Annotated in this window: 19 protein-coding genes; 14 read left to right on the top strand and 5 right to left on the bottom strand. The window is 54.0% G+C overall.

What is annotated here, in order from left to right; genetic code table 11:
- Window positions 1-166: 166 nt before the first annotated feature.
- Together ABJQ89_RS07110 and ABJQ89_RS07105 are read right to left on the bottom strand one after the other, a co-directional pair.
- Window positions 167-1,258 (bottom strand): Gfo/Idh/MocA family oxidoreductase, encoded by a 1,092-nt coding sequence (locus ABJQ89_RS07110; protein ID WP_348495565.1) that lies wholly within the window; start codon window positions 1,256-1,258, stop codon window positions 167-169.
- 12 nt (window positions 1,259-1,270) lie between these two features.
- Entirely contained in the window at window positions 1,271-1,972 is a 702-nt protein-coding gene (locus ABJQ89_RS07105) for a GntR family transcriptional regulator (protein ID WP_348495564.1), read from the bottom strand.
- 88 nt (window positions 1,973-2,060) lie between these two features.
- On the opposite strand from ABJQ89_RS07105, the gene ABJQ89_RS07100 reads away from it, so the two are divergent.
- From ABJQ89_RS07100 to ABJQ89_RS07065, 8 genes are all read left to right on the top strand, one after another.
- On the top strand, window positions 2,061-3,215 hold the full coding sequence (locus ABJQ89_RS07100; protein ID WP_348495563.1) for an LLM class flavin-dependent oxidoreductase: 1,155 nt from the start codon (window positions 2,061-2,063) through the stop codon (window positions 3,213-3,215).
- A 1-nt stretch (window position 3,216) separates the two neighbouring features.
- Window positions 3,217-4,107, top strand: a complete 891-nt coding sequence (locus ABJQ89_RS07095; protein ID WP_348495562.1) for an aldo/keto reductase — start codon at window positions 3,217-3,219, stop codon at window positions 4,105-4,107.
- The gene (locus tag ABJQ89_RS07090) at window positions 4,104-4,625 is read left to right on the top strand and encodes a flavin reductase family protein (protein ID WP_348495561.1); all 522 of its coding nucleotides are present in this window, start codon (window positions 4,104-4,106) and stop codon (window positions 4,623-4,625) included. The genes ABJQ89_RS07095 and ABJQ89_RS07090 overlap by 4 nt, the downstream gene beginning before the upstream one ends.
- Before the next feature lie 54 nt (window positions 4,626-4,679).
- Window positions 4,680-5,270, top strand: coding sequence for a TRAP transporter small permease subunit (locus tag ABJQ89_RS07085; protein WP_348495560.1), 591 nt, complete (start codon window positions 4,680-4,682; stop codon window positions 5,268-5,270).
- The gene (locus tag ABJQ89_RS07080) at window positions 5,270-6,745 is read left to right on the top strand and encodes a TRAP transporter large permease (RefSeq protein WP_348495559.1); all 1,476 of its coding nucleotides are present in this window, start codon (window positions 5,270-5,272) and stop codon (window positions 6,743-6,745) included. Before ABJQ89_RS07085 ends, ABJQ89_RS07080 begins: the two co-directional genes overlap by 1 nt.
- Before the next feature lie 28 nt (window positions 6,746-6,773).
- Window positions 6,774-7,832 carry a TRAP transporter substrate-binding protein DctP gene (gene dctP / locus ABJQ89_RS07075; protein WP_348495558.1) on the top strand — a complete coding sequence of 353 codons (1,059 nt, stop codon included), beginning with the start codon at window positions 6,774-6,776 and terminating at the stop codon, window positions 7,830-7,832.
- Between the two features lie 136 nt (window positions 7,833-7,968).
- Window positions 7,969-8,721: an SDR family oxidoreductase gene (locus ABJQ89_RS07070; RefSeq protein ID WP_348495557.1), complete on the top strand. Its 753-nt coding sequence runs from the start codon at window positions 7,969-7,971 to the stop codon at window positions 8,719-8,721.
- A 99-nt stretch (window positions 8,722-8,820) separates the two neighbouring features.
- Window positions 8,821-9,291, top strand: a complete 471-nt coding sequence (locus ABJQ89_RS07065; protein ID WP_348495556.1) for a hypothetical protein — start codon at window positions 8,821-8,823, stop codon at window positions 9,289-9,291.
- A gap of 206 nt (window positions 9,292-9,497) precedes the next feature.
- Here ABJQ89_RS07065 and ABJQ89_RS07060 read toward each other — a convergent pair whose 3' ends face one another.
- Window positions 9,498-9,968 (bottom strand): tetratricopeptide repeat protein, encoded by a 471-nt coding sequence (locus ABJQ89_RS07060; protein WP_348495555.1) that lies wholly within the window; start codon window positions 9,966-9,968, stop codon window positions 9,498-9,500.
- Between the two features lie 45 nt (window positions 9,969-10,013).
- On the opposite strand from ABJQ89_RS07060, the gene ABJQ89_RS07055 reads away from it, so the two are divergent.
- Window positions 10,014-11,267, top strand: coding sequence for a cytochrome c peroxidase (locus ABJQ89_RS07055; RefSeq protein WP_348495554.1), 1,254 nt, complete (start codon window positions 10,014-10,016; stop codon window positions 11,265-11,267).
- A gap of 12 nt (window positions 11,268-11,279) precedes the next feature.
- Here the strand turns inward: ABJQ89_RS07055 and ugpC are convergent, their stop codons facing one another.
- On the bottom strand, window positions 11,280-12,338 hold the full coding sequence (gene ugpC, locus ABJQ89_RS07050; RefSeq protein ID WP_348495553.1) for a sn-glycerol-3-phosphate ABC transporter ATP-binding protein UgpC: 1,059 nt from the start codon (window positions 12,336-12,338) through the stop codon (window positions 11,280-11,282).
- 5 nt (window positions 12,339-12,343) lie between these two features.
- Window positions 12,344-13,162, bottom strand: coding sequence for an IclR family transcriptional regulator (locus ABJQ89_RS07045; protein ID WP_348495552.1), 819 nt, complete (start codon window positions 13,160-13,162; stop codon window positions 12,344-12,346).
- 214 nt (window positions 13,163-13,376) lie between these two features.
- Here ABJQ89_RS07045 and ABJQ89_RS07040 point away from each other — a divergent pair, with 214 nt between their 5' ends.
- From ABJQ89_RS07040 to ABJQ89_RS07020, 5 genes are all read left to right on the top strand, one after another.
- The gene (locus ABJQ89_RS07040; RefSeq protein WP_348495551.1) at window positions 13,377-14,639 is read left to right on the top strand and encodes an ABC transporter substrate-binding protein; all 1,263 of its coding nucleotides are present in this window, start codon (window positions 13,377-13,379) and stop codon (window positions 14,637-14,639) included.
- Between the two features lie 145 nt (window positions 14,640-14,784).
- Window positions 14,785-15,711, top strand: coding sequence for a sugar ABC transporter permease (locus ABJQ89_RS07035; protein ID WP_348495550.1), 927 nt, complete (start codon window positions 14,785-14,787; stop codon window positions 15,709-15,711).
- The gene (locus ABJQ89_RS07030; protein ID WP_348495549.1) at window positions 15,711-16,559 is read left to right on the top strand and encodes a carbohydrate ABC transporter permease; all 849 of its coding nucleotides are present in this window, start codon (window positions 15,711-15,713) and stop codon (window positions 16,557-16,559) included. Before ABJQ89_RS07035 ends, ABJQ89_RS07030 begins: the two co-directional genes overlap by 1 nt.
- A gap of 1 nt (window position 16,560) precedes the next feature.
- Window positions 16,561-18,642, top strand: a complete 2,082-nt coding sequence (locus ABJQ89_RS07025) for an alpha-galactosidase (RefSeq protein WP_348495548.1) — start codon at window positions 16,561-16,563, stop codon at window positions 18,640-18,642.
- Window positions 18,643-18,682: 40 nt separating this feature from the next.
- A complete protein-coding gene (locus tag ABJQ89_RS07020; protein WP_348495547.1) occupies window positions 18,683-19,447 on the top strand; it encodes an SDR family oxidoreductase in 765 nt (254 codons plus the stop codon).
- The last annotated feature ends 48 nt before the right edge of the window (window positions 19,448-19,495 follow it).

Here is a 19,495-nt window from a genome sequence, read left to right as displayed (position 1 = left end):
GCGATTCGGCCATTTCCAGAGACTGTCAAGGAATTGTTGCATCAAACGCACAAGGTTTAGTGCCACTTTTATGCGAAATCGGCCCACTTTAGGCAGCCACGCCACTAAATGTAGCGGCGTGGCGGATTTGCATCAAACATTGTGTTTCAACGCGATTTAGCGCTTGTCACAGCGTAACTGCTGCGCCTGTCGCCGCGGATTGCTGAGCAGCTTGCCCAATTCGAACCGCCCAAGACCCATCCTCAAGGCTAACTTCAACATCGCCCTGCCCCTGCACAGCAGCGACAAAACGTTGATGCTGATAAAAGGTCGATCCGTTGTGATCTCCGACCTCCAAAAGCGTCGGATCGACGGGAATTTCATGCTCTTTTGGCCCCATCGGGCTGCGAGGGCTTTCTACAAGGCGCGCAACGGGCGGCGCACCCAAATGCTCAGGCCAGAACCGACCAGGGCCAGGAACAAACACTTCGATTTTACCCGCAGGTCCAACTGCGCTGATTTCTTCTTGATAGCGCGCCCCCTCTGCGAACATGCAAAGCTCAAGCATAGCGCGCGCTCCATTCGCGAAATCGACAATCACATAGCCGCTGTCCCAAATATCAGGAACAACGCCATCATAAGCCTCATCCAAGTGGTTAACCGCCTGCCCTGCGCTCGCCATAACGCGGACAGGATCACTACCCAGCGCCAACCGCATCAGATCGAAAAAGTGACAGCACTTTTCAACCAAGGTCCCGCCCGTTTTGCTGTTGAAGCGATTCCAGTCCCCAACCTTTTCAAGGAATGGAAAGCGATGCTCGCGGATCGTGAGCATCTTGGTGCCGCCTGTAGACACCTCCAACTGCTCCAGAAACGCCGCGATCGGCGGCATATAACGATATTCCATCGCAACCCAGATTGGCGCTTTGTGAGCCGCCTTGAGCGCCGCGACCTTCGCAGCGTCCGCCGGGTCTGTGAACAAGGGTTTTTCCACAAGGATCGCAAGATCAGAGCGCGCCGCGCAAATTTTTTCCAACTGAGCCGCATGACAGTGGTTCGGTGAGGCGATCAAAATTGCATCCAATTCGGGCATCGCAATCAAGTCATCTTCACTCTCTGGCAGGGCGGCGCCGGGCGCCGTCGCATGCGCCTCAGCGCGCATTTCTGCATTTGGCTCATAAATCGCTGCGACCTCAGCGTTCTCCAAAAGTGCGATGTTGCGAATGTGCTCGCCGCCCATCATGCCGCAACCCAAGATACCGTATTTGAACGTCTGCATGGACGCTTCTCCCTATTTGATGCGCGCGATGTAGCGCGCTTTGTTCGTATCGATCCAATTTCGTGAGACTTCCGCAGGCACGCCATCTTGCGCCCAACTAATCCGCTCCGCGTAACAGAGCGGCGCACCATGTTCTGGCGCAAAACCATCTGGCGACCATGTCGGACACGGCGCGACGCTCAAGCGATCTTCGGCCCGCGTAATCCACAGCCCCAAACGCTCGCGGTAAAAAAGGTAAAGCGAGTCGGAGAGCATCTCCGCACTCAGGCTCGGCGCGTAAGATGCATCGAGCCAGATCTCTTCCAGCACGCAAGGCACGCCGGACAAACTACGCAATCTGCGAATCCGATAACCTTCGTCGCTGCGGCCAAACTCAGGAAGCACATCTGGCTTCACTTCCCGCGAAACCGACAAAAGTTGCGCCGTCGGAAGACCACCACCCGCAAGTAATTCAACACGGAAAAATGCATAAACGCTGTCCACATCAGCCTGCGTTTGAACATAATTTCCTGACCCGTGAATACGCTTTAAGAGTCCTTTTTCTTCTAAAATCATCAAAGACTTGCGAAGCGTGGTTACAGTAGTACTCAAACGTTCTGCTAACTCGCGCTCGGGCGGAAACCGCTCGCCGTCCAGATAGCGGCCAGCCGCAATGTCGCGGATCAAAAGCTCCGCGATCTGTACATAAAGGGGAAGACTGCTTTGCGCTGGCATGTGGCAAACCTCAAAAAATTGATACACCATTGATTTACATTTTGTGGGATGCTACGCAAGGTCAAATAACGAATTTGAAAGGCCGCACATGACCGTCGTACCGATTACCTCTCCCGACCTTGATGCGGCCGAAGTCTCGTGGTTCTCTGCCCTGTGTTCTGACGACTATCAGTTCCTCGGCGTGCCCGAAGGAGACCTGCGATCCAGCTGGGATCATTGCTCCTCCATCGTGAAAGAAGCAGAGGCTCAGGGCTTTCGAAACATCCTTTGCCCGTCCTCATATCAGGTCGGTCAGGACACGCTGAGCTTCGTTGCCGGCTGCGCGCCGATCACCGAGAAAATCAATATGTTGGCGGCTGTACGCTGCGGTGAAATGCAGCCCATTATGTTAGCGCGCACCATCGCAACGCTTGATCACATGTTGCAGGGTCGCCTGACGGTCAACATCATTTCATCTGATTTTCCCGGTGAAAAAGCCGACAGCGAATTCCGCTATCAGCGCTCTCGTGAGGTCGTGGAAATCCTCAAACAGTCTTGGACACAGGACGAGATTAACCACAAAGGCGACGTCTACAATTTCGAAGGCGTTTCCACTGACCCTGCCCGCCCCTACCAAACCGGCGGGCCGTTGCTATACTTCGGCGGCTACTCTCCCTCTGCACTAGAGCTGTGCGGTGAACATTGCGACGTTTACCTGATGTGGCCAGAGCCGAAAGACCAGCTCGCTGAGCGTATGGTTGCGGTCAATCAGGTCGCTGAGCGCTATAACCGCACGCTGGATTACGGTCTGCGCGTCCACATGATTGTGCGCGACACCGAAGCCGAAGCGCGTGAATACGCAGAATACATCACTTCCAAGCTCGATGATGAACAGGGCCGCGCTATTCGTGAGCGCGCGCTGGACAGCACATCGCTCGGCGTAAGCCACCAAGCGAAAAACCGTGATCTGGCGGATATGGAAGGCTTTATTGAGCCACACCTGTGGACTGGTGTCGGGCGCGCGCGCTCTGGTTGCGGTGCAGCCCTTGTTGGCAGCGCGGACCAAGTAATGAGCGAAATCGAAGCCTATCAGAAAATGGGTATTCGTTCCTTCATCTTCTCCGGCTACCCACATATTGACGAATGTAAGCACTTTGGAAACCTCGTGCTGCCGAACTTGAAAACATGCTCGCTGCCCCATGCCTATGGCCGGGTGCCAGCAAGCACACCACTGACACCGCTTGGCGCGGGGGAGCGACGTTAAATTGGACCGTATTAACCTAAATTCAGATGTAAGCCTGAGCCGTCTTGTCTATGGCATGTGGCGTATTGGCGATGATGCCGACACCAGCACAGGCCATGTTCAAGCGAAGATCGAAAGCTGCCTTGCACAAGGCATCACAACGATGGATCAGGCCGACATCTATGGCGGCTACGAAGCTGAAGAAATCATGGGCAACGCGATGCGTGGCACGTCGCTGCGGGATCAGATCGAGATCGTCACGAAATGCGATATCGTTGCGCCCGCAGGCCGATATTCTGATGCGCGTGTCAAATATTACGACACATCGCGTGCGCACATTATCGCTTCTGTTGAACACTCATTGCGCCTCATGGGCACCGACCGTTTGGACGTGCTGCTTATCCACCGCCCCGACCCGATGATGAACGCCGAAGAAACAGGCGCAGCATTGGATGAGGTCGTAGCGTCTGGCAAGGTACGATCCGTTGGTGTGTCCAACTTCAAGCTTCACGATTGGACACTGTTGCAATCCGCAATGAGCACACCTCTAGCAACCAACCAAATCGAACTTTCCCTGCTTGCGCATCAAGGTTTCACCAATGGTGACGTTGCGTACCTCCAAGAGCGCAAGATCGCGCCTATGGCTTGGTCACCGCTTGCAGGCGGGGCGCTTTTTTCAAATGAAAATAAAGAGCTGCTGGATGCACTGAAAGTAATAGGTGAAGCACACGGCGTTGATGAAACAGCAGTTGCAGTGGCTTGGCTTCTTGCGCATCCTGCAAAGATCATGCCGGTCTTGGGAACCAACTCGCTTGAGCGTATCGGCAAAATTAGCGATGCGATGAAAGTGAATATGGATCGCCAAACTTGGTTTGAACTTTACACAATCGCGCTCGGAGACGAAGTGCCATGAGCCGCGAAATGCCCCCTATCGCTGTCGCCGACAGCTTCGAGCCTAGCGCCGAAACTGCGCGCGATTTTCGCAACGCTTTGGGGCGTTTTGCAACGGGTATCACTGTCATTACATGTGACAGTGAATTCGGCCCTCTTGGCATCACTGCAAACAGTTTTGCTTCGGTATCGCTCGATCCGGCCCTTGTGCTGTGGTCCCCTGCCAAATCGTGCAAGCGTTTCGATGCGTTTACCAAAGCCGAGAACTTCGCAATTCATATCCTATCTGAAGATCAAAAAGAGATTTGTAACGGCTTCACCAAAAATGGGGGTGCCTTTGACGGATATGACTGGCATGCTTGCCCGAAAGGTGTGCCGTTGATTTCACACTGCCTGTCACGTTTTGAATGCACGCGTGAAGCGGTTCATGACGCAGGCGATCATGCAATTGTTGTTGGTCGCGTAACCCGCGTCAGCACGCAACCAGGAAAGCCAATAATGTTCTATTCTGGAAAGTTTGGAGGCTTTCTGGAGCAATAAAACGTCTATTCGCATCGGCTTTGTACAACCGGCGAATATCGGGAGGAGACGTAGATGACTATTTTGAAGGGGCTTCTTGCCCCGTTTCAGATCTTTAATGACGTCGTGCTGCCAATAGGCCGCGGGATCGCTGTTGCGTGCATTGCATTGATGGTGGTCTGTATCTTGGTTCAAGTGTTTTTCCGTTATGTTTTGAACAGTGCTTTGCCTTGGCCCGATGAGGCAGCCCGTTTCCTGATGCTTTGGATGACCGGACTGATTGCACCGTCTGCGTATCGCACTGGCGGTTTCGTTGCGATTGACATGTTTGAGCGCGCATTGCCCAAAACCCTGGCCGCAATCGTGAGCCTTTTGTTGCTCGCCATCTCGCTGATCGTTCTCGTGACCGCCGCAAAGCTTGGCTACACCGAAACCTTCGGGTTTGGCGGCAAGTTTGCCTCCTCTACGCTGTGGGTGCCGCTCGATTGGGTTGGTGGAACCAGCTTCAAGGTTCTGTTGCGTTACATGTATATGTCGATCTTTGTTGGCTTCGTGCTTTTGACCATCGTCAACATTGAGCTGATCTTGCGCTCAATCATCACCCTTTTTGGCGGGGGCGACACGTTGAAGCCACTGTCAGACCTTGATCTAGCGGGAGCAGAATAATGTTAATTTGGTTCCTACCCGTCTTTTTGATCTTCTTGATGATCGGTCTACCTGTATTCTTCGGCCTGCTTGCAGCGCCGGGTATTTTGCTTTGGCTCAACGGCCAAGAGCGCGACGTCGCCCTTCTCTATCGAAACGTCTACAACGGCATGGATAGCTTCCCGCTGATGGCGATCCCGTTCTTCATGCTTGCGGGCGAATTGATGAACCGCGGCGGTATCACTGAGCGCCTCGTTGAATTTTCCCAAGCGTTGATGGGCCATTTACGCGGTGGTCTTGCGCAAGTGAACGTTCTGTCCTCGATGCTCTTTGCTGGCCTGTCCGGTTCTGCTGTTGCCGACACCTCTGCGCTCGGGTCCATGTTGGTCCCCGCGATGGAGAAGGAAGGCTACACACGTAAGTATGCCGCCGCGATCACAGCCGCTTCTTCCGTGATTGGCCCGATCATTCCGCCGTCCGGCATTATGATCATCTATGCCTATGTCATGGGCGAAAGCGTTGCAGCGCTCTTCCTTGCGGGTCTTGTCCCCGGCATCCTTGTCGGCGTTGGCCTGATGATCATGGTGCGTTTGACGGCAGATAAATACGATTTGCCAGCGGCCAAACGCGTGGTTCTGACAGGCACAACGATGGGTCCTGTAGAGTGGTGGGTCTCTTTCATTCTGATCCGTTTGAACATCGGCCTATTGATCTGGTCCTTTGTGCCGCTCGGCGAAGATGCGAGCGCGGCCGCAAACTGGGGTAGCCTCGTGGCATCCCTACTCGCAGCACACGTCTTGTTCTTGGGCGTGCGCCGCACGGTCAGCCATGACATTCGCATGGTCTGCAAACGCGCGATGGTGCCGCTGCAAACGCCAGTCCTAATCTTGGGCGGTATTTTGATCGGTGTCTTTACCCCGACAGAAGCCGCGGCCGTCGCAGTGTTCTACGCGATCCTCGTGGGCTTCTTCATCCTGCGCACCTTGAAAATGAAAGACTTGCCGCTGATCCTGATGAAAGCCGCAAGCACGTCAGCGGTCGTTCTTTTGCTGGTTGGTTCAGCGATGGCATTCAAAACCGTTGTCAGCCTCAGCCACGCGCCAGAGCAGCTTGCCGCAATCATCCTTGGCCTTTCCGAGAACCCGCTCATCTTGCTTATGTTGATCAACCTGTTGTTGTTCCTCGTTGGTATGTTCTTGGACGCAGGTCCTGCGATCATCATCCTCGGCCCCATCTTGGGCCCGATCTTCGTAGATCTCGGTGTGCACCCTGTGCACTTTGCAATCATTATGAGCGTCAACTTGACCGTTGGCCTAGCCACACCGCCCATGGGTTTGGTGCTGTTTGTTGCCAGCTCGGTCAGCGGCGAGCGCGTCGAAGCCATCGCGCGCGCCATTATGCCCTTCCTTTTGGTCGAAATTTTCGTGATTTTCTTGATCACATATATTCCGGCCATTTCGATGACGATCCCGCGTTTAACCGGGTTCGTAAACTAACTAAAAAACTAATTGGGAGAACCAAGAAATGCTAAAGACACTAACCAAATCGCTGCTTGCAGCCAGCTTGATCGCGGCGAGTTCCATCGCGGCGCAGGCGGCGGATTACACGATCCGTGCCACAGCCAACTCTAACGAGAACGACGAAGACTATGACGGTCTTGTTGTCTTCAAAAACTACGTTGAGGCGGCATCCAACGGCGCAATCGAAGTAGAACTCTTCATCGGCACGCAGCTTTGCTCCAAAGGCGCAGAATGCTTACAAGGTGTGGCTGACGGCTCCATCGACGTCTATATCTCCACATCAGGCGGTGCATCCGGCATCTTCCCATATGTGCAGGTTCTTGATTTGCCATACCTGATGGCGGACGACCGCATCGCAGAAGAAGTTCTCAGCGGCGACTTCACACGTAAAATGCGTGAAATGGCACTGGCGTCTTCAGGCGACAAAATCCGTTTGATGACAATTGGTAACACAGGCGGCTGGCGCAACTTTGCGAACACAAAACGCCGTGTTCAAAACCCATCCGACATGGAAGGCCTGAAAATCCGTACGGTTGTTGCCGACCTTCCACAAGAGCTCGTTCGCGCATTGGGTGCGTCCCCGACACCGATCCCATGGCCTGAGCTGTTCACATCGTTCCAAACGGGCGTTGTTGAAGGTTCCAAAAACGGCATCACCGACATCATGGGCATGAAATTCCCAGATGCGGGTCTGCAGTACGTCACACTTGACGGCCACGCTTACATGGGCGCTCTGTGGTGGATGAGCAACGACAAGTTCATGTCCATGCCAGAAGACATGCGTTCTGTTGTGGTTGATGGTTTCTCTGCGCTTCAGCAGGCGACCTTCGCGTCACCAAAGCGTAAGTCCATCCAAGCGTACCAAGATTTCGTCGCAGGCGGCGGTGATCTTTACGTTCCAACACCAGCAGAAAAAGCAGCTTTCAAAGAGTCTGCGGCACCTGTTTATGACTGGTTCAAAGGCAACATCGACGGCGGCCCAGAAATCTTTGACGCTCTGACAGCAGCTGTTGCGGACGCGGAAGCGGACATCAACGCTGGCCGTATGGCAGACATCAAGTAAAGCAAATTGCTTTATCGTCTTCTTTGAAGATGGCATAAAATTAGAAAAGCGACGTCCCCGAGGCGTCGCTTTTTGTTTGAACCTCCCGTAAAGCTTGGCACACTTGCCCTAGCCTACTCCGAGACAAGGAAACCCAATGCCAGATTTCGCAATCTACCCGAGCCTGAAAGACAAAACCGTTATCATCTCAGGGGGTGCCCAAGGCATCGGCGCAGAGATGGTTATGGCATTCGCCGCACAGGGTGCACGGGTTGGTTTTCTTGATTTGGATGAGGTCGCGAGTCGAAAACTCGCCAGCTCTCTCGTAGGTGTCAGTTACGAAATTTGCGATCTACGCGATATTGACGCGATGAAAACCGCTCTTGGCGCGCTGACGGATCGCCTCGGCCCTGCTCATGTTCTCGTCAATAACGCGGCTCGCGATGATCGCCATGCTTGGCAGGACGTGACACCCGAATATTGGGATGAGCGTCAGGCAACCAACCTGAAACACATGTTCTTCGCAATACAAACCATTGCCCCCGGCATGATCGAAAACGGCGGTGGATCGATTATCAACATGGGGTCAAATTCGTGGTGGGAAGCAGGCGGCGGTTTTCCTGCCTATGCTACTGCGAAAGCGGCTGTGCACGGACTGACCCGCACAATGGCGCGCGATCTCGGCGATCATCGCATTCGGGTGAACACGGTGGTTCCGGGTTGGATCATGACAGAACGTCAGAAAACCCTTTGGGCTATACCCGAAGCACTTGAGGGGCATCGCGCGCGGCAGTGTTTGCCTGACTTGATCGATCCAGTTTACGTTGCGCGCATGGTCCTGTTCCTCGCCTCAGATGATGCGGCGATGTGCACGGCGAGCAATTACATGGTGGAGGCTGGTTCAATTTAGAGCCCCGGCGATATTTATTGAAAGACTTTGAGCCGCTTAGATTTCCCGGCGCAAGGACAGCTAACGTCGCAAAAAATGATGTTTAAGAGGAGCAAAATTATGAGAAAATTTAGAACTTTCATGGCCTTGTGTATTTTGGCAAAGTCAATAACGCTACCAAACACGGCCTCCGCTCAGGATCTACAGGCGGACCTTAATGCCTTCGTCGAAAGAACAAATGAATGCATAACACTGGAAAAGTCCGATCCAGGCGGACTAGACGCTCTGGCCACCTGTCGTTGGGTATATGACGATATCATTAGGTACATGTCCGGTTCCAAACATAGCAAGCAAATGTTGAATATGATGCTGTATTTAGCCGTCCTGAACAACAATGCGCTATTGTCCTCCGCGACACATGGAAAAACAGAGGTTAATAAAATTACTTGCCAATACATAAGTGAAAGAAGGCAATTCAAGCAGGCTTATGCTTTGGGTGCTACGAGCCACCTCGACAACAAAATGAAAATCATTCCCCTGCCACAAGATGTTGCTGCAAAGTGTTCTGCCATCTTTAGCGAGACGAAATAGGTTTAAAGTGAAGGTCTGACGATTATGGCTATTTGCACGCTGTAAATGAGGCATTCAAATACCACTGAACAGTGCCGCAAATTAGATGTGTGCATCGTTTGAATTTCGCGTGCAGCCTACTCGAGTTGCCAAAGACAAACACCTCAATTGGGTGTCTTTGTAGCGCATCAAAACGCTTCACCTAGGCCACCAACTCGACTACGCTCTTAGCGAAACGGATACATCCACACACGGTAGTCATCGATCAGAACATGCGCTTTTTCAATTTGCTCTTTCGTCATCTTTTTCACGACTTCCTCTTGGGAAATCGCCGCGTCGGGATCGCCGCCAATCGCGCTCAGGACGTACCACATGTAGGCGCGCGTGAGATCAATGGCGGGCATGCCGAGACCGACCTCGTAGTACCACGCGACACCGCTTTGCGCCCCCGGGTGTCCCTTCATGGCGGAGCGCAAATACCATTCAAAAGCGCGTTCGTAGTCTTGCTCCACCCCGAGGCCGAGTGCGTACATCACGCCAATCAACTCTTCGGCGTCCGCATTGCCAGAACGGGCCGCGGGCCAGAAGGCTTCGCGCGCTTCTTCAAAGCGGCCCTGCTCCATCAGATCGCGGGCTTCTTCGATCTCCGCAAAGGCAGGCGCGCCCAAAAGAGCCAATACCGTCAATATCTTACGCATGCGCTTTTCCTCGCGTTTGTGCCGTTTGCTGCCAACGCGCAGGACTTGCCTGCACCCCTTAGCCTTGATCAATTTCACCCGAGTGATCCGCAAAAAGCAAGCATCGGACAGCTGCTTTTCTACGATAAAATTCTGAGCGGGAACAGGAACATTTCGTGTGGAACCTGCCATCATCACGATCATGGCAGCGCAGATGGTTTGAGCCTCGGAATTGGTGAAGGCGGCATGGGTCTTGGCCCTGAACGCACGGCTGGCACGGGCGAGGACCGCATCCGCAAACGCATTCCGCGCAACGCGCCTGCGCTTTGGAATATCGGTCACAAAAGCATCCGCAATATTTTCCATGACGGGCGTTTGTCGGTGTCTGATTTGTATGACAACGGTTTCAACTCCCCTGCGGAAGAATGGCTCCCCAAGGGACTCGACAACATCACCGCGGCGCAGGCCTTGTTCCCGCTGACCGCACAGTTTGAAATGGCAGGGAACCCCAAGGAAAACCAAGTCGCCGGCGCGGTCCATGACCGTATCGATGCCGCATGGCCGATCATCGCAAAACGCGTGCGCGTAATCCCAGAATATTCCGATATGTTTGTCGCAGCTTTTGACGATGTGGAAGACCCGAAAGACATCAATATAGTGCACATCGGCAATGCTTTAGCTGCCTTTATCAACTCTGAATGGCGCAGCTTTGATAGCCCGTTCGATGCCTATTTGAGCCAGCAAAAATCGCTTAACGACGCCGCGATGCGCGGCATGGAGCTGTTCTATGGCGAGGCCAATTGCGCCAGTTGTCATTCCGGTGCGCTCTTTACGGATCAAGAGTTCCATGCCCTGTCCTTGCCCGCCTTTGGGCCCGGCCGCACGCGTCGCTTTGATCCGATTGCACGAGATGTGGGGCGTATGGGGGAAAGCGACGCGTCGGAAGATGCTTACCGCTTCCGCACGCCGCCCTTACGCAACATCGAATTGACCGCGCCTTATGGGCACAACGGGGCCTATCCGACGCTGCAAGATATGATCCGTCATCATCTTGATCCTATTGGCAGCAAAGCGAATTGGACCAGAGAAATGGCCGCCTTGCGCCCTGCGCCGTGGATCAAAGCGATTGATTTTGTTGTACAATCAGACAGTCGCGAAATGGCGCGGCAGAACCAAGCCTTGGACATCACTCCTGCCGCGCTGAGCGATCAAGAGATTAATGAGCTTGAAGCCTTTTTGCGCAGTCTCACTGGCGTAACGCGCAACGATCGCCCAATGGGGCGACCGACGCGTGTTCCGTCTAACTTGCCTGTCGATTAAAGTAAGCGCGCGTTATCGAATGCGCGCTTCGCTCGCGGCGTCAAAGACATAGGAACGGCTTTCTTCAAAGCTGAGGCCTACAATATCGCCTTCGCTGCAGCGTTCATCACCGCGTTCTTCAACGACAATGCGCTCGCCAGTTTCGGCAACGAGATAGGCATAGGACGTTCCGCCCAAGCTCTCTGTCAGATCAACCTTGAACGTATCGCCCGCAGGATCGATGGTCAGATGCTCAGGACGAATGCCAAAGCTGACCTTGGTTCCTGCAACGTCCTGAACACCAGTCGCAACATCCTGTTTGAGGGCAGGCACAGTCACAACGCCGCCCTCGCCTAGCACACCGTCCATGAAGTTCATGGCGGGGCTACCGATAAAGCCAGCCACGAATTTATTGGCTGGGTTGCGATACAGCTCCATTGGGCTGCCAACCTGTTCGATCTGCCCGAGGCGCAGCACGACGATCTTGTCAGCAAGCGTCATCGCTTCGACTTGATCGTGGGTTACGTAAATCATCGTTGCGCCGATTTCTTTGTGCAGGCGCGCGATTTCTACGCGCATTTCAACGCGCAGTTCCGCATCGAGGTTGGACAAAGGTTCATCAAACAGGAACACTTCAGGGCCACGAACAATCGCGCGCCCGATAGACACACGCTGACGCTGACCACCGGACAAGGCGGCGGGCTTGCGATCCAGATAAGGCTCAAGCTTCAAAATCCGCGTGGCTTCCGCGACCTTCTCTCTGATTTCGGCCTTCGGATGGCCGTTTATTTTCAGACCAAAGCCCATGTTATCGCGCACCGTCATATGCGGATAGAGAGCGTATGTTTGAAACACCATCGCAACGCCGCGCTGGGACGGATCTTCGCGGGTCACATCGCGGGCGCCGATATTGATCTGACCGTCTGTGGTTTCTTCCAAACCAGCCACCATCCGCAAAAGCGTGGACTTGCCGCACCCAGACGGACCAACAAAGACGCAAAACTCGCCGTCTTCGATCTCTAAGTCGATCCCGTGAATAACCTGCACATCACCATATTTCTTGATGACTTTGTTCAGCGTAACTCCTGACATGAGCCCTACCCCTTTGCCGTATTGGCGGATTGTGTGTTCGGTTGATCGGGAAAGCGCCAGCTTTCCGCGTCTTGTGCGATGGCGGCTGCCGCTTCTGATATGCGCGGCACGAGAACTTCGAGCGCGGCCAAGTTGGTGCGCAGCGTTGAGCTGGTGACAGACAACGCGCCGAGCACGCGGCCCCGTTTCGTTAAGATCGGCAGGGCCACGCAAATGATGTGCGGCTCATGCTCTTCGCGGTCAAAACCGTATCCGTTGGATCGGATATCAAGCAGCTCTGCGCGCAAGGCCTCTTCACTTGCGAGTGTATGTTCCGTGAAAACATGGAAACTCTGCTGCGCAATGACCTCGGCCAGATGATCAGCTTCCAAATACGCCATCATCGCCTTGCCAACGCCTGTGCAATAGGCGGGGCCGACCTTACCGGCCTGCGAATACATCTCAATGGGTTGGCCGGGGACGATCTTATCGACGTAGAGCACTTGCGCGTGATCAAGCTGCGCGAGGTGGACCGTTTCGCCGACGTCGCGTGCCAGTTTGTCGATGACAGGTCGTGCAATGGGAGCGAGCGAACTTTGCTGCCAAGCGGCATGTGCAAGGCGCACGAGGCGAATCCCTGGCGCATAGGTTTGACGATCAGGATCGTAACTTAGCATCCCTTGGGACGTCAGCGTTTGAATGAAACGATAGACAGTGGCCTTGGGAAAATCGGCACGTTCGAGGACTTCGGAAAACCGAACCGGACGACGAAAGGACGCAACAAGATCAAGGATCTCGAGCGCTTTCCCGACGGTTCCATCGCTTTTCGAGCGATCTTGCGACATAGTTTTTCCTCCCCTGCCCGTGGCCTGCCTCCTCACATCGAAACGTTCGGTTTTGGCCCTTGGCTGTTGACAAGCCTAGCCGAGTCGCGATTTAGTATCAATATCCAAAACCAAGTTTCAAATAATGGAACTTCGAAAAGTGGAATTACGAAGGCTGGGCATCTCGAAATTCGTGTGCCCTGTTTGACATAGGAAAGCATCTAGGGAGGAAACCATGCGTTCCATTATCAAAGCGTCCGTTGCGACGCTCGCTGCCAGCACGATTCTGGCCGGCACTGCATTTGCAGACGGTCACGGTGCACTTAAAGGCGAACTGAACATCACTTCAGACATGTCCAACCCTGCGCCACGCGCAGTGATGGAAGGTCTCGCGGCGCAGTTCGACGAAATGCACCCTGACCTCACGGTTAATCTGACGATCGTTGACCGCGAAGCGTGGAAAACACAGATCCGTAACTCACTCAGCGCCAACGCACCTGACGTAGTGAACTGGTACGCGGCAAACCGCATGGGCCCATACGTGTCCGCTGGTCTGTTCGAAGACGTATCCGACCTTTGGGAAAGCGAAGAGCTCGCAGCGCTCGCATCCACAAAAGGCGCGATGACCATCGATGGCAAACAGTGGGGCGTTCCGTACACGTACTACCAGTGGGGCATCTACTACCGCGAAGACATCTTCAAAGAACTCGGTCTTTCTGAGCCAGCAACGTTCGACGAAGAAATGGCAAACTGCGCGAAAATCGTAGATTCTGGTCGCAAATGCTACACAATCGGCTCCAAGTACCTTTGGACAGCTGGCGGTTGGTTCGACTACATGAACATGCGCACAAACGGCTTTGATTTCCACATGGAACTCGCACAAGGCAACGTCGCATGGACAGATGACCGCGTTCGCGAAACATTCGCAAACTGGCGCAAGCTGATCGACATGGGCGCGTTCGTTGACGATCACCAGAACTACTCATGGCAGGAAGCGCTTCCGTTCATGGTTAAGGGTGAGGCAACAGCATACCTAATGGGTAACTTCGCGGTCGCACCACTTCGTGAAGCTGGTCTTTCCGATGATCAGTTGGGCTTCTACCAGTTCCCAACAATCGCAGACACGCCACAAGGTGAAGATGCGCCAACAGACACGTTCCACATCCCATCTGGTGCGAGCAACAAAGACGCTGCAAAAGCGTTCTTGAAGTTCGTGACATCTGCGGACGTTCAGTCTGACATCAACGGTGGCGACAAGCTGGGCCAACTTCCTGTGAACTCTGGCTCTTCTGTAGCGTCTGACAAGTTCATCGAAAAAGGCTTCGACATGCTGTCCAACAACGCACAAGGCGGCGTTGCACAGTTCTTCGACCGTGATTTCCCTGCGGAAATGGCATCTGCCGGCATGGAAGGTCTGCAAGAATTCATGGTGTTCCCAGACAATCTGGATGACATCCTTGCACGTCTCGAAGACACACGCGCACGCGTTTACAAATAAGCACTGGGAGGCGGCTTAACCGCCGTCTTCTGCGCCCCGCCCATTGTGGCGGGGCCACTCTCTACCCCAAGCGACAAAACTGCTGTTAACCCATTCGCAAACGATCAAACGTTTTCGCATGTGTTGACCCGATCAGGAGCCCGACATGGCCACGCCCACATCAAACCGCAGCTGGTATCGGCGCAACGAGATCGCTGTCACGCCCTGGCTCTTTCTGTTGCCCGGTATTCTATTCTTTGCGCTCTATGTGATCATTCCGATCTTTCAGAGCTTCTGGATCAGTTTCCATGAATGGGACGGTCTGGGTGAAAAGACATATATCGGTACAGCGCATTACGAGCGCCTGCTCGGTATTGGCGATCAAAAGATGGACCGAAAGTTCGAGACGTCCTTTTGGAACAATCTGAAATGGCTGGCGCTTTATCTGCTGGCGATCCCGTTTGGTTTGTTTATCGCACTGTTCCTGAACCAAACCGTGCGCGGTATTCGCATTTACAAATCGCTCTTCTTCTTTCCCTTTGTGATCTCGCAAGTGGTTGTCGGCCTTGTATTTTCTTGGTTCTACCTGCCGCGCGAAGGTTTGCTAACCGCGATCCTTGGGTTCTTTGGCATGGGTTCGGTCAACATCCTTGGCGATCCTGATCTGGCGACCTATGGCATCATCGCCGCCGGCCTTTGGCCACAGACAGCCTATTGCATGATCCTCTACCTCACGGGCCTCAATGCAGTTGATCCTGAGCAAGTTGAAGCTGCCCGCCTTGATGGGGCGAAGGGATGGAAAATGCTCTGGTACGTGATCCTACCACAGCTCAAACCAGCGACCTTCATCGCCTTCGTTGTGACCATCATCGGCGCGCTACGCAGCTTCGATCTGATCTCTATCATGACCAACGGTGGCCCTTTCGGCTCCACCCGTGTTCTCAGTTTTTACATGTTCGAAGAAAGCCTCTCTGAATTCGGCTTCCGCATGGGCTATGGCTCTGCCATTGCGACGGTGCTGTTCTTCATCATGCTCGGCTTTATCGTATACTTCCTCTATTCCATGTGGCGCGACGAAAAGGAGGCACGCTGATGTTTCCCACACCTATCGAAAAAAGTTCGCGCTCTTGGCAGCTAACATACCAAGGCTTGCTCCCCATTGCGCTCATCGTCTGGCTTTTGCCGCTGATCGCTGTTGCTGTGTTCTCGATCCGGCCCGATTCCGATTTCACCAACGGTAATTATTGGGGCATGCCCAGCAGCTTTAATTTCTTTGAAAACTACGGAAAAGTTTTCTTTGAAAGCGATATGCCGCGCTATTTGCTGAACTCTATGTTCATCACCATCCCAACGGTTCTGGGTACGATTGCCCTCTCCGCGATGACGGGCTTTGCATTGGGCATTTACCGCTTTAAGGGCAATCTGCTGATCTTCTTTATGTTCATCGCTGGCAACTTTGTTCCGTTCCAAATCCTGATGGTCCCCGTTCGCGAACTCACTGTAAACATGGACCTCTATGATACGAAAACAGGTCTGATCCTGTTTCATGTCGCCTTCCAAACCGGCTTCTGTACACTCTTTATGCGCAATTTCATTCGCGCGCTTCCGTTCCCATTGATCGAAGCGGCGCGCGTTGAGGGCGTGCGCGAATGGCAGATCTTCCTCTATGTGGTTTTGCCGCTGATGAAGCCTGCCTTGGCAGCGCTGGCCGTGCTCATCTTTACCTTTATCTGGAATGATTACTTCTGGGCCGTGGTTCTGACCCAAGGACCAGATGCGCAGCCCGTGACCGCTGGCATCACCGCGTTCAATTCACAGTTCCGCGCTGCCTATCATTTGATGAGCGCAGGCTCTATCGTCGCGGCCCTGCCCCCTGTTTTGATGTTCTTCTTGATGCAGAAACATTTCATTGCAGGCCTAACGTTGGGCGCTGTGAAATAAGATGAAACAGTGGAGACTAGATTGCAGCCGCCAAACGCTTGTTCTGGCGTCACTTGAAGAGCGACTGCCACAAGTGATCTATTGGGGCGATCCGCTGCCAATGGATGAAGACTTGGCCACATTGCAGGCTGCGCATGGGATCGATGTGACGGGCGGTATGCTGGATGAAAATCCGGATCTGAGCATCTGCCCAGAAGCTGCTCGCACCTTCCCGGGTCAAGCGGGTTTGTCGCTGCGTAGCGCGACTGGTGCACTAATATTGCCGCTGTTTCGTTTTGAAAGCGTAGACGCGAACGATGCTGAACTTAGCCTGCGCTACCGCGATGCAGACAACGGTCTGAACTATATCGCCCGTTTTGCAGTTGATGCCAAAAGCCATATCATCACCGCTCAAGCCTTTCTGGAGGCAGATAGCCCTGTCCATCTGAACTGGCTCTCCGCCCCAGTCTTTCCTGCCTCGCAACACAGCGCGGAAATGATCGATTTCGCGGGGCGGTGGTGTGGTGAGTTTCTGCCGAACAAGACGCCGTGGAGCGCTGGCATCCGTATGCGTGAAAGCCGCACAGGGCGCACGGGGCATGAACATTTCCCCGGGTTGATTGTTCCAAACACAGGTACGAGCAACACCAAAGGCGCTGCGCAAGCCTTCCATTATGGGTGGTCCGGCGGTCACAAGATGATCGCCGAAGAACTGCCTGATGGTCGTCGTCAAATCCAGTTCGGCAATGCGAGCGAAACAGAGCTAAGCGCTGGCACGACGTTCCAATCGGCGCCGCTCTACGCGACCTATTCCAATGAGGGTATCAATGGCTGCGCTATAGCCTTTCAACGCCATGTTCGCGACGAAATTGTCAGTTTCCCCGATACCAAGCGCCCCCGCCCCGTCCACTATAATTGCTGGGAAGCGATCTATTTCGATCACGATCTAGACGCGCTCAAAGATATCGCCAATCGCGCCGCTGATCTAGGGGCAGAGCGGTTTGTGCTTGACGATGGCTGGTTCGGAATGCGCGACGATGACACGTCATCCTTAGGTGATTGGGCCATTGATCCGCGCAAATACCCTGATGGTCTTGGCCCGCTGATTGATCACATCCATAACCGCGACATGACCTTTGGCATTTGGTTTGAACCTGAAATGGTGAACCCTGATAGCGACATTTATCGTGCGCACCCAGACTGGGCTTTGGGCGCTTCGGATCAGATTTTGGGCCGTCAGCAGATGGTCCTGAATATGGCACTGCCAGAGGTGCGCGAGTATCTTTACGATCACATCGCAGCGGTGCTCTCCGCCTACCCCGTTGATTACATCAAATGGGATCATAACCGCGTTTTGCCAACGCCAGATGCAGCGCAAACACGCGGAACTTATGCGCTGTTGGAACGTCTGCGCAATGACTTCCCTTCCGTTGAAATCGAAAGTTGCGCCTCTGGCGGTGGACGTATCGACTTTGGCATTTTGAAGCAGACCCATCGTGTGTGGCTGTCTGATAGCAACGACGCGCTGGAACGTTTGCGCATGCAACATGAAGCAGCGCTGTTCTTGCCTTCTGTTGTCACGGGTTCCCACGTCGGTCCGCGCAAATGCCATACCTCTAGTCGTGAGCTCGACATCTCGATCCGTGCATGGGTCGCGGCGCAGCGCCATATGGGGTTCGAAATGGACCCGCGCGAGCTTACCGAGCATGAGACATCAGTGCTTAAAGAGGTCACGCAATGGTGGAAAGACAACCGCAATTGGATGGCCGATGCAGATATCTTGCGTCTCGACAGCCCTGATCCGGCGGTGATTGCAGAGCAGCAATTGGCAACGGATGGAACGCGGTTTGTATTGTTTGCTGGCAAAGCTGCGACATCAGCACAAATCCAACCGCGCCCCTTACGTCTTGCGTGCCTTGAGCCAAATGCGCAATACGAGATCAATCTATTAAACAAGGCCGATGCCCCCGCTCTGTCGCGTGGTGCGCCGATCCTCAAAGACCAGAAAATTACGCTGTCTGGCAGCTATCTCATGAGTCATGGCATTACTCTGCCATGGACTTTTCCTGACACTATGTGGGTGATCGAGGGGCGCAAATGCTAAAGCGACCTTTCTCCCCGAAATCCCTGCCGGAGGCACTTCTATGACCGCGCAATTCTCTGAATTCAAAGACGCATCTGTCTACATCACAGGCGGTGGCAACGGCATTGGCGCAGCGCTGAGCGAAGGCTTTCTGGCTCAAGGCGCAAAGGTCGCTTTCGTCGGGCGTTCAGACGCCACCGAATTCTGCGACGCGATGGAAGAAAAGCACGGAAATCGTCCGCATTTCATGTCTTGTGACATCACGGATATCGAGCGGCTCAAAGCGACAATCGATGAAGCGAGCGAACGTCATGGACCGATCACGACGCTGGTGAACAACGCAGCGAATGACAAACGTCATGAATTGGCTGCCATCGATGATGATTTCTATACGTGGATGATGGACATTAACTTCAAGGCCTATGTCTTTGCCTGCCAACATGCAGCCCCGATCATGGCGGCGGCCGGCGGTGGATCAATCATCAACTTCAGCTCAATTTCTTACATGATGGGCAATGGCGGCTACCCGCTCTATACGGCGGCGAATTCGGCGATCAACGGTCTGACCCGCTCGCTCGCGCGCGATCTTGGCGGTGACAAAATTCGCGTTAATGCGCTCGCCCCAGGTTGGGTGTTGACGCAAAAGCAAAAGGATATGTGGGTCACAGAAGACGGGCTTGCAGCGCATTTGGACCGCCAATGCCTGAAAGACCCGCTCGAGCCAGACGATATTGTCGGCGGCGTGCTGTTTCTTGCGTCCAATCTGAGCCGCGCGATGACGGGCCAAGCGCTTGTGATCGATGGCGGCGTGGTGGTGACGGGATGAGTTCTGACAAGACGATATCCCCTGACTGGATCGCCTTGGATTGGGGCA

This window comes from Planktotalea sp. (assembly GCF_039984035.1).
Classification (GTDB): Bacteria; Pseudomonadota; Alphaproteobacteria; order Rhodobacterales; family Rhodobacteraceae; genus Planktotalea.
The sequence above is the reverse complement of the archived record's forward strand: the minus strand, read 5'-3'. Positions and strand labels throughout refer to the sequence as shown.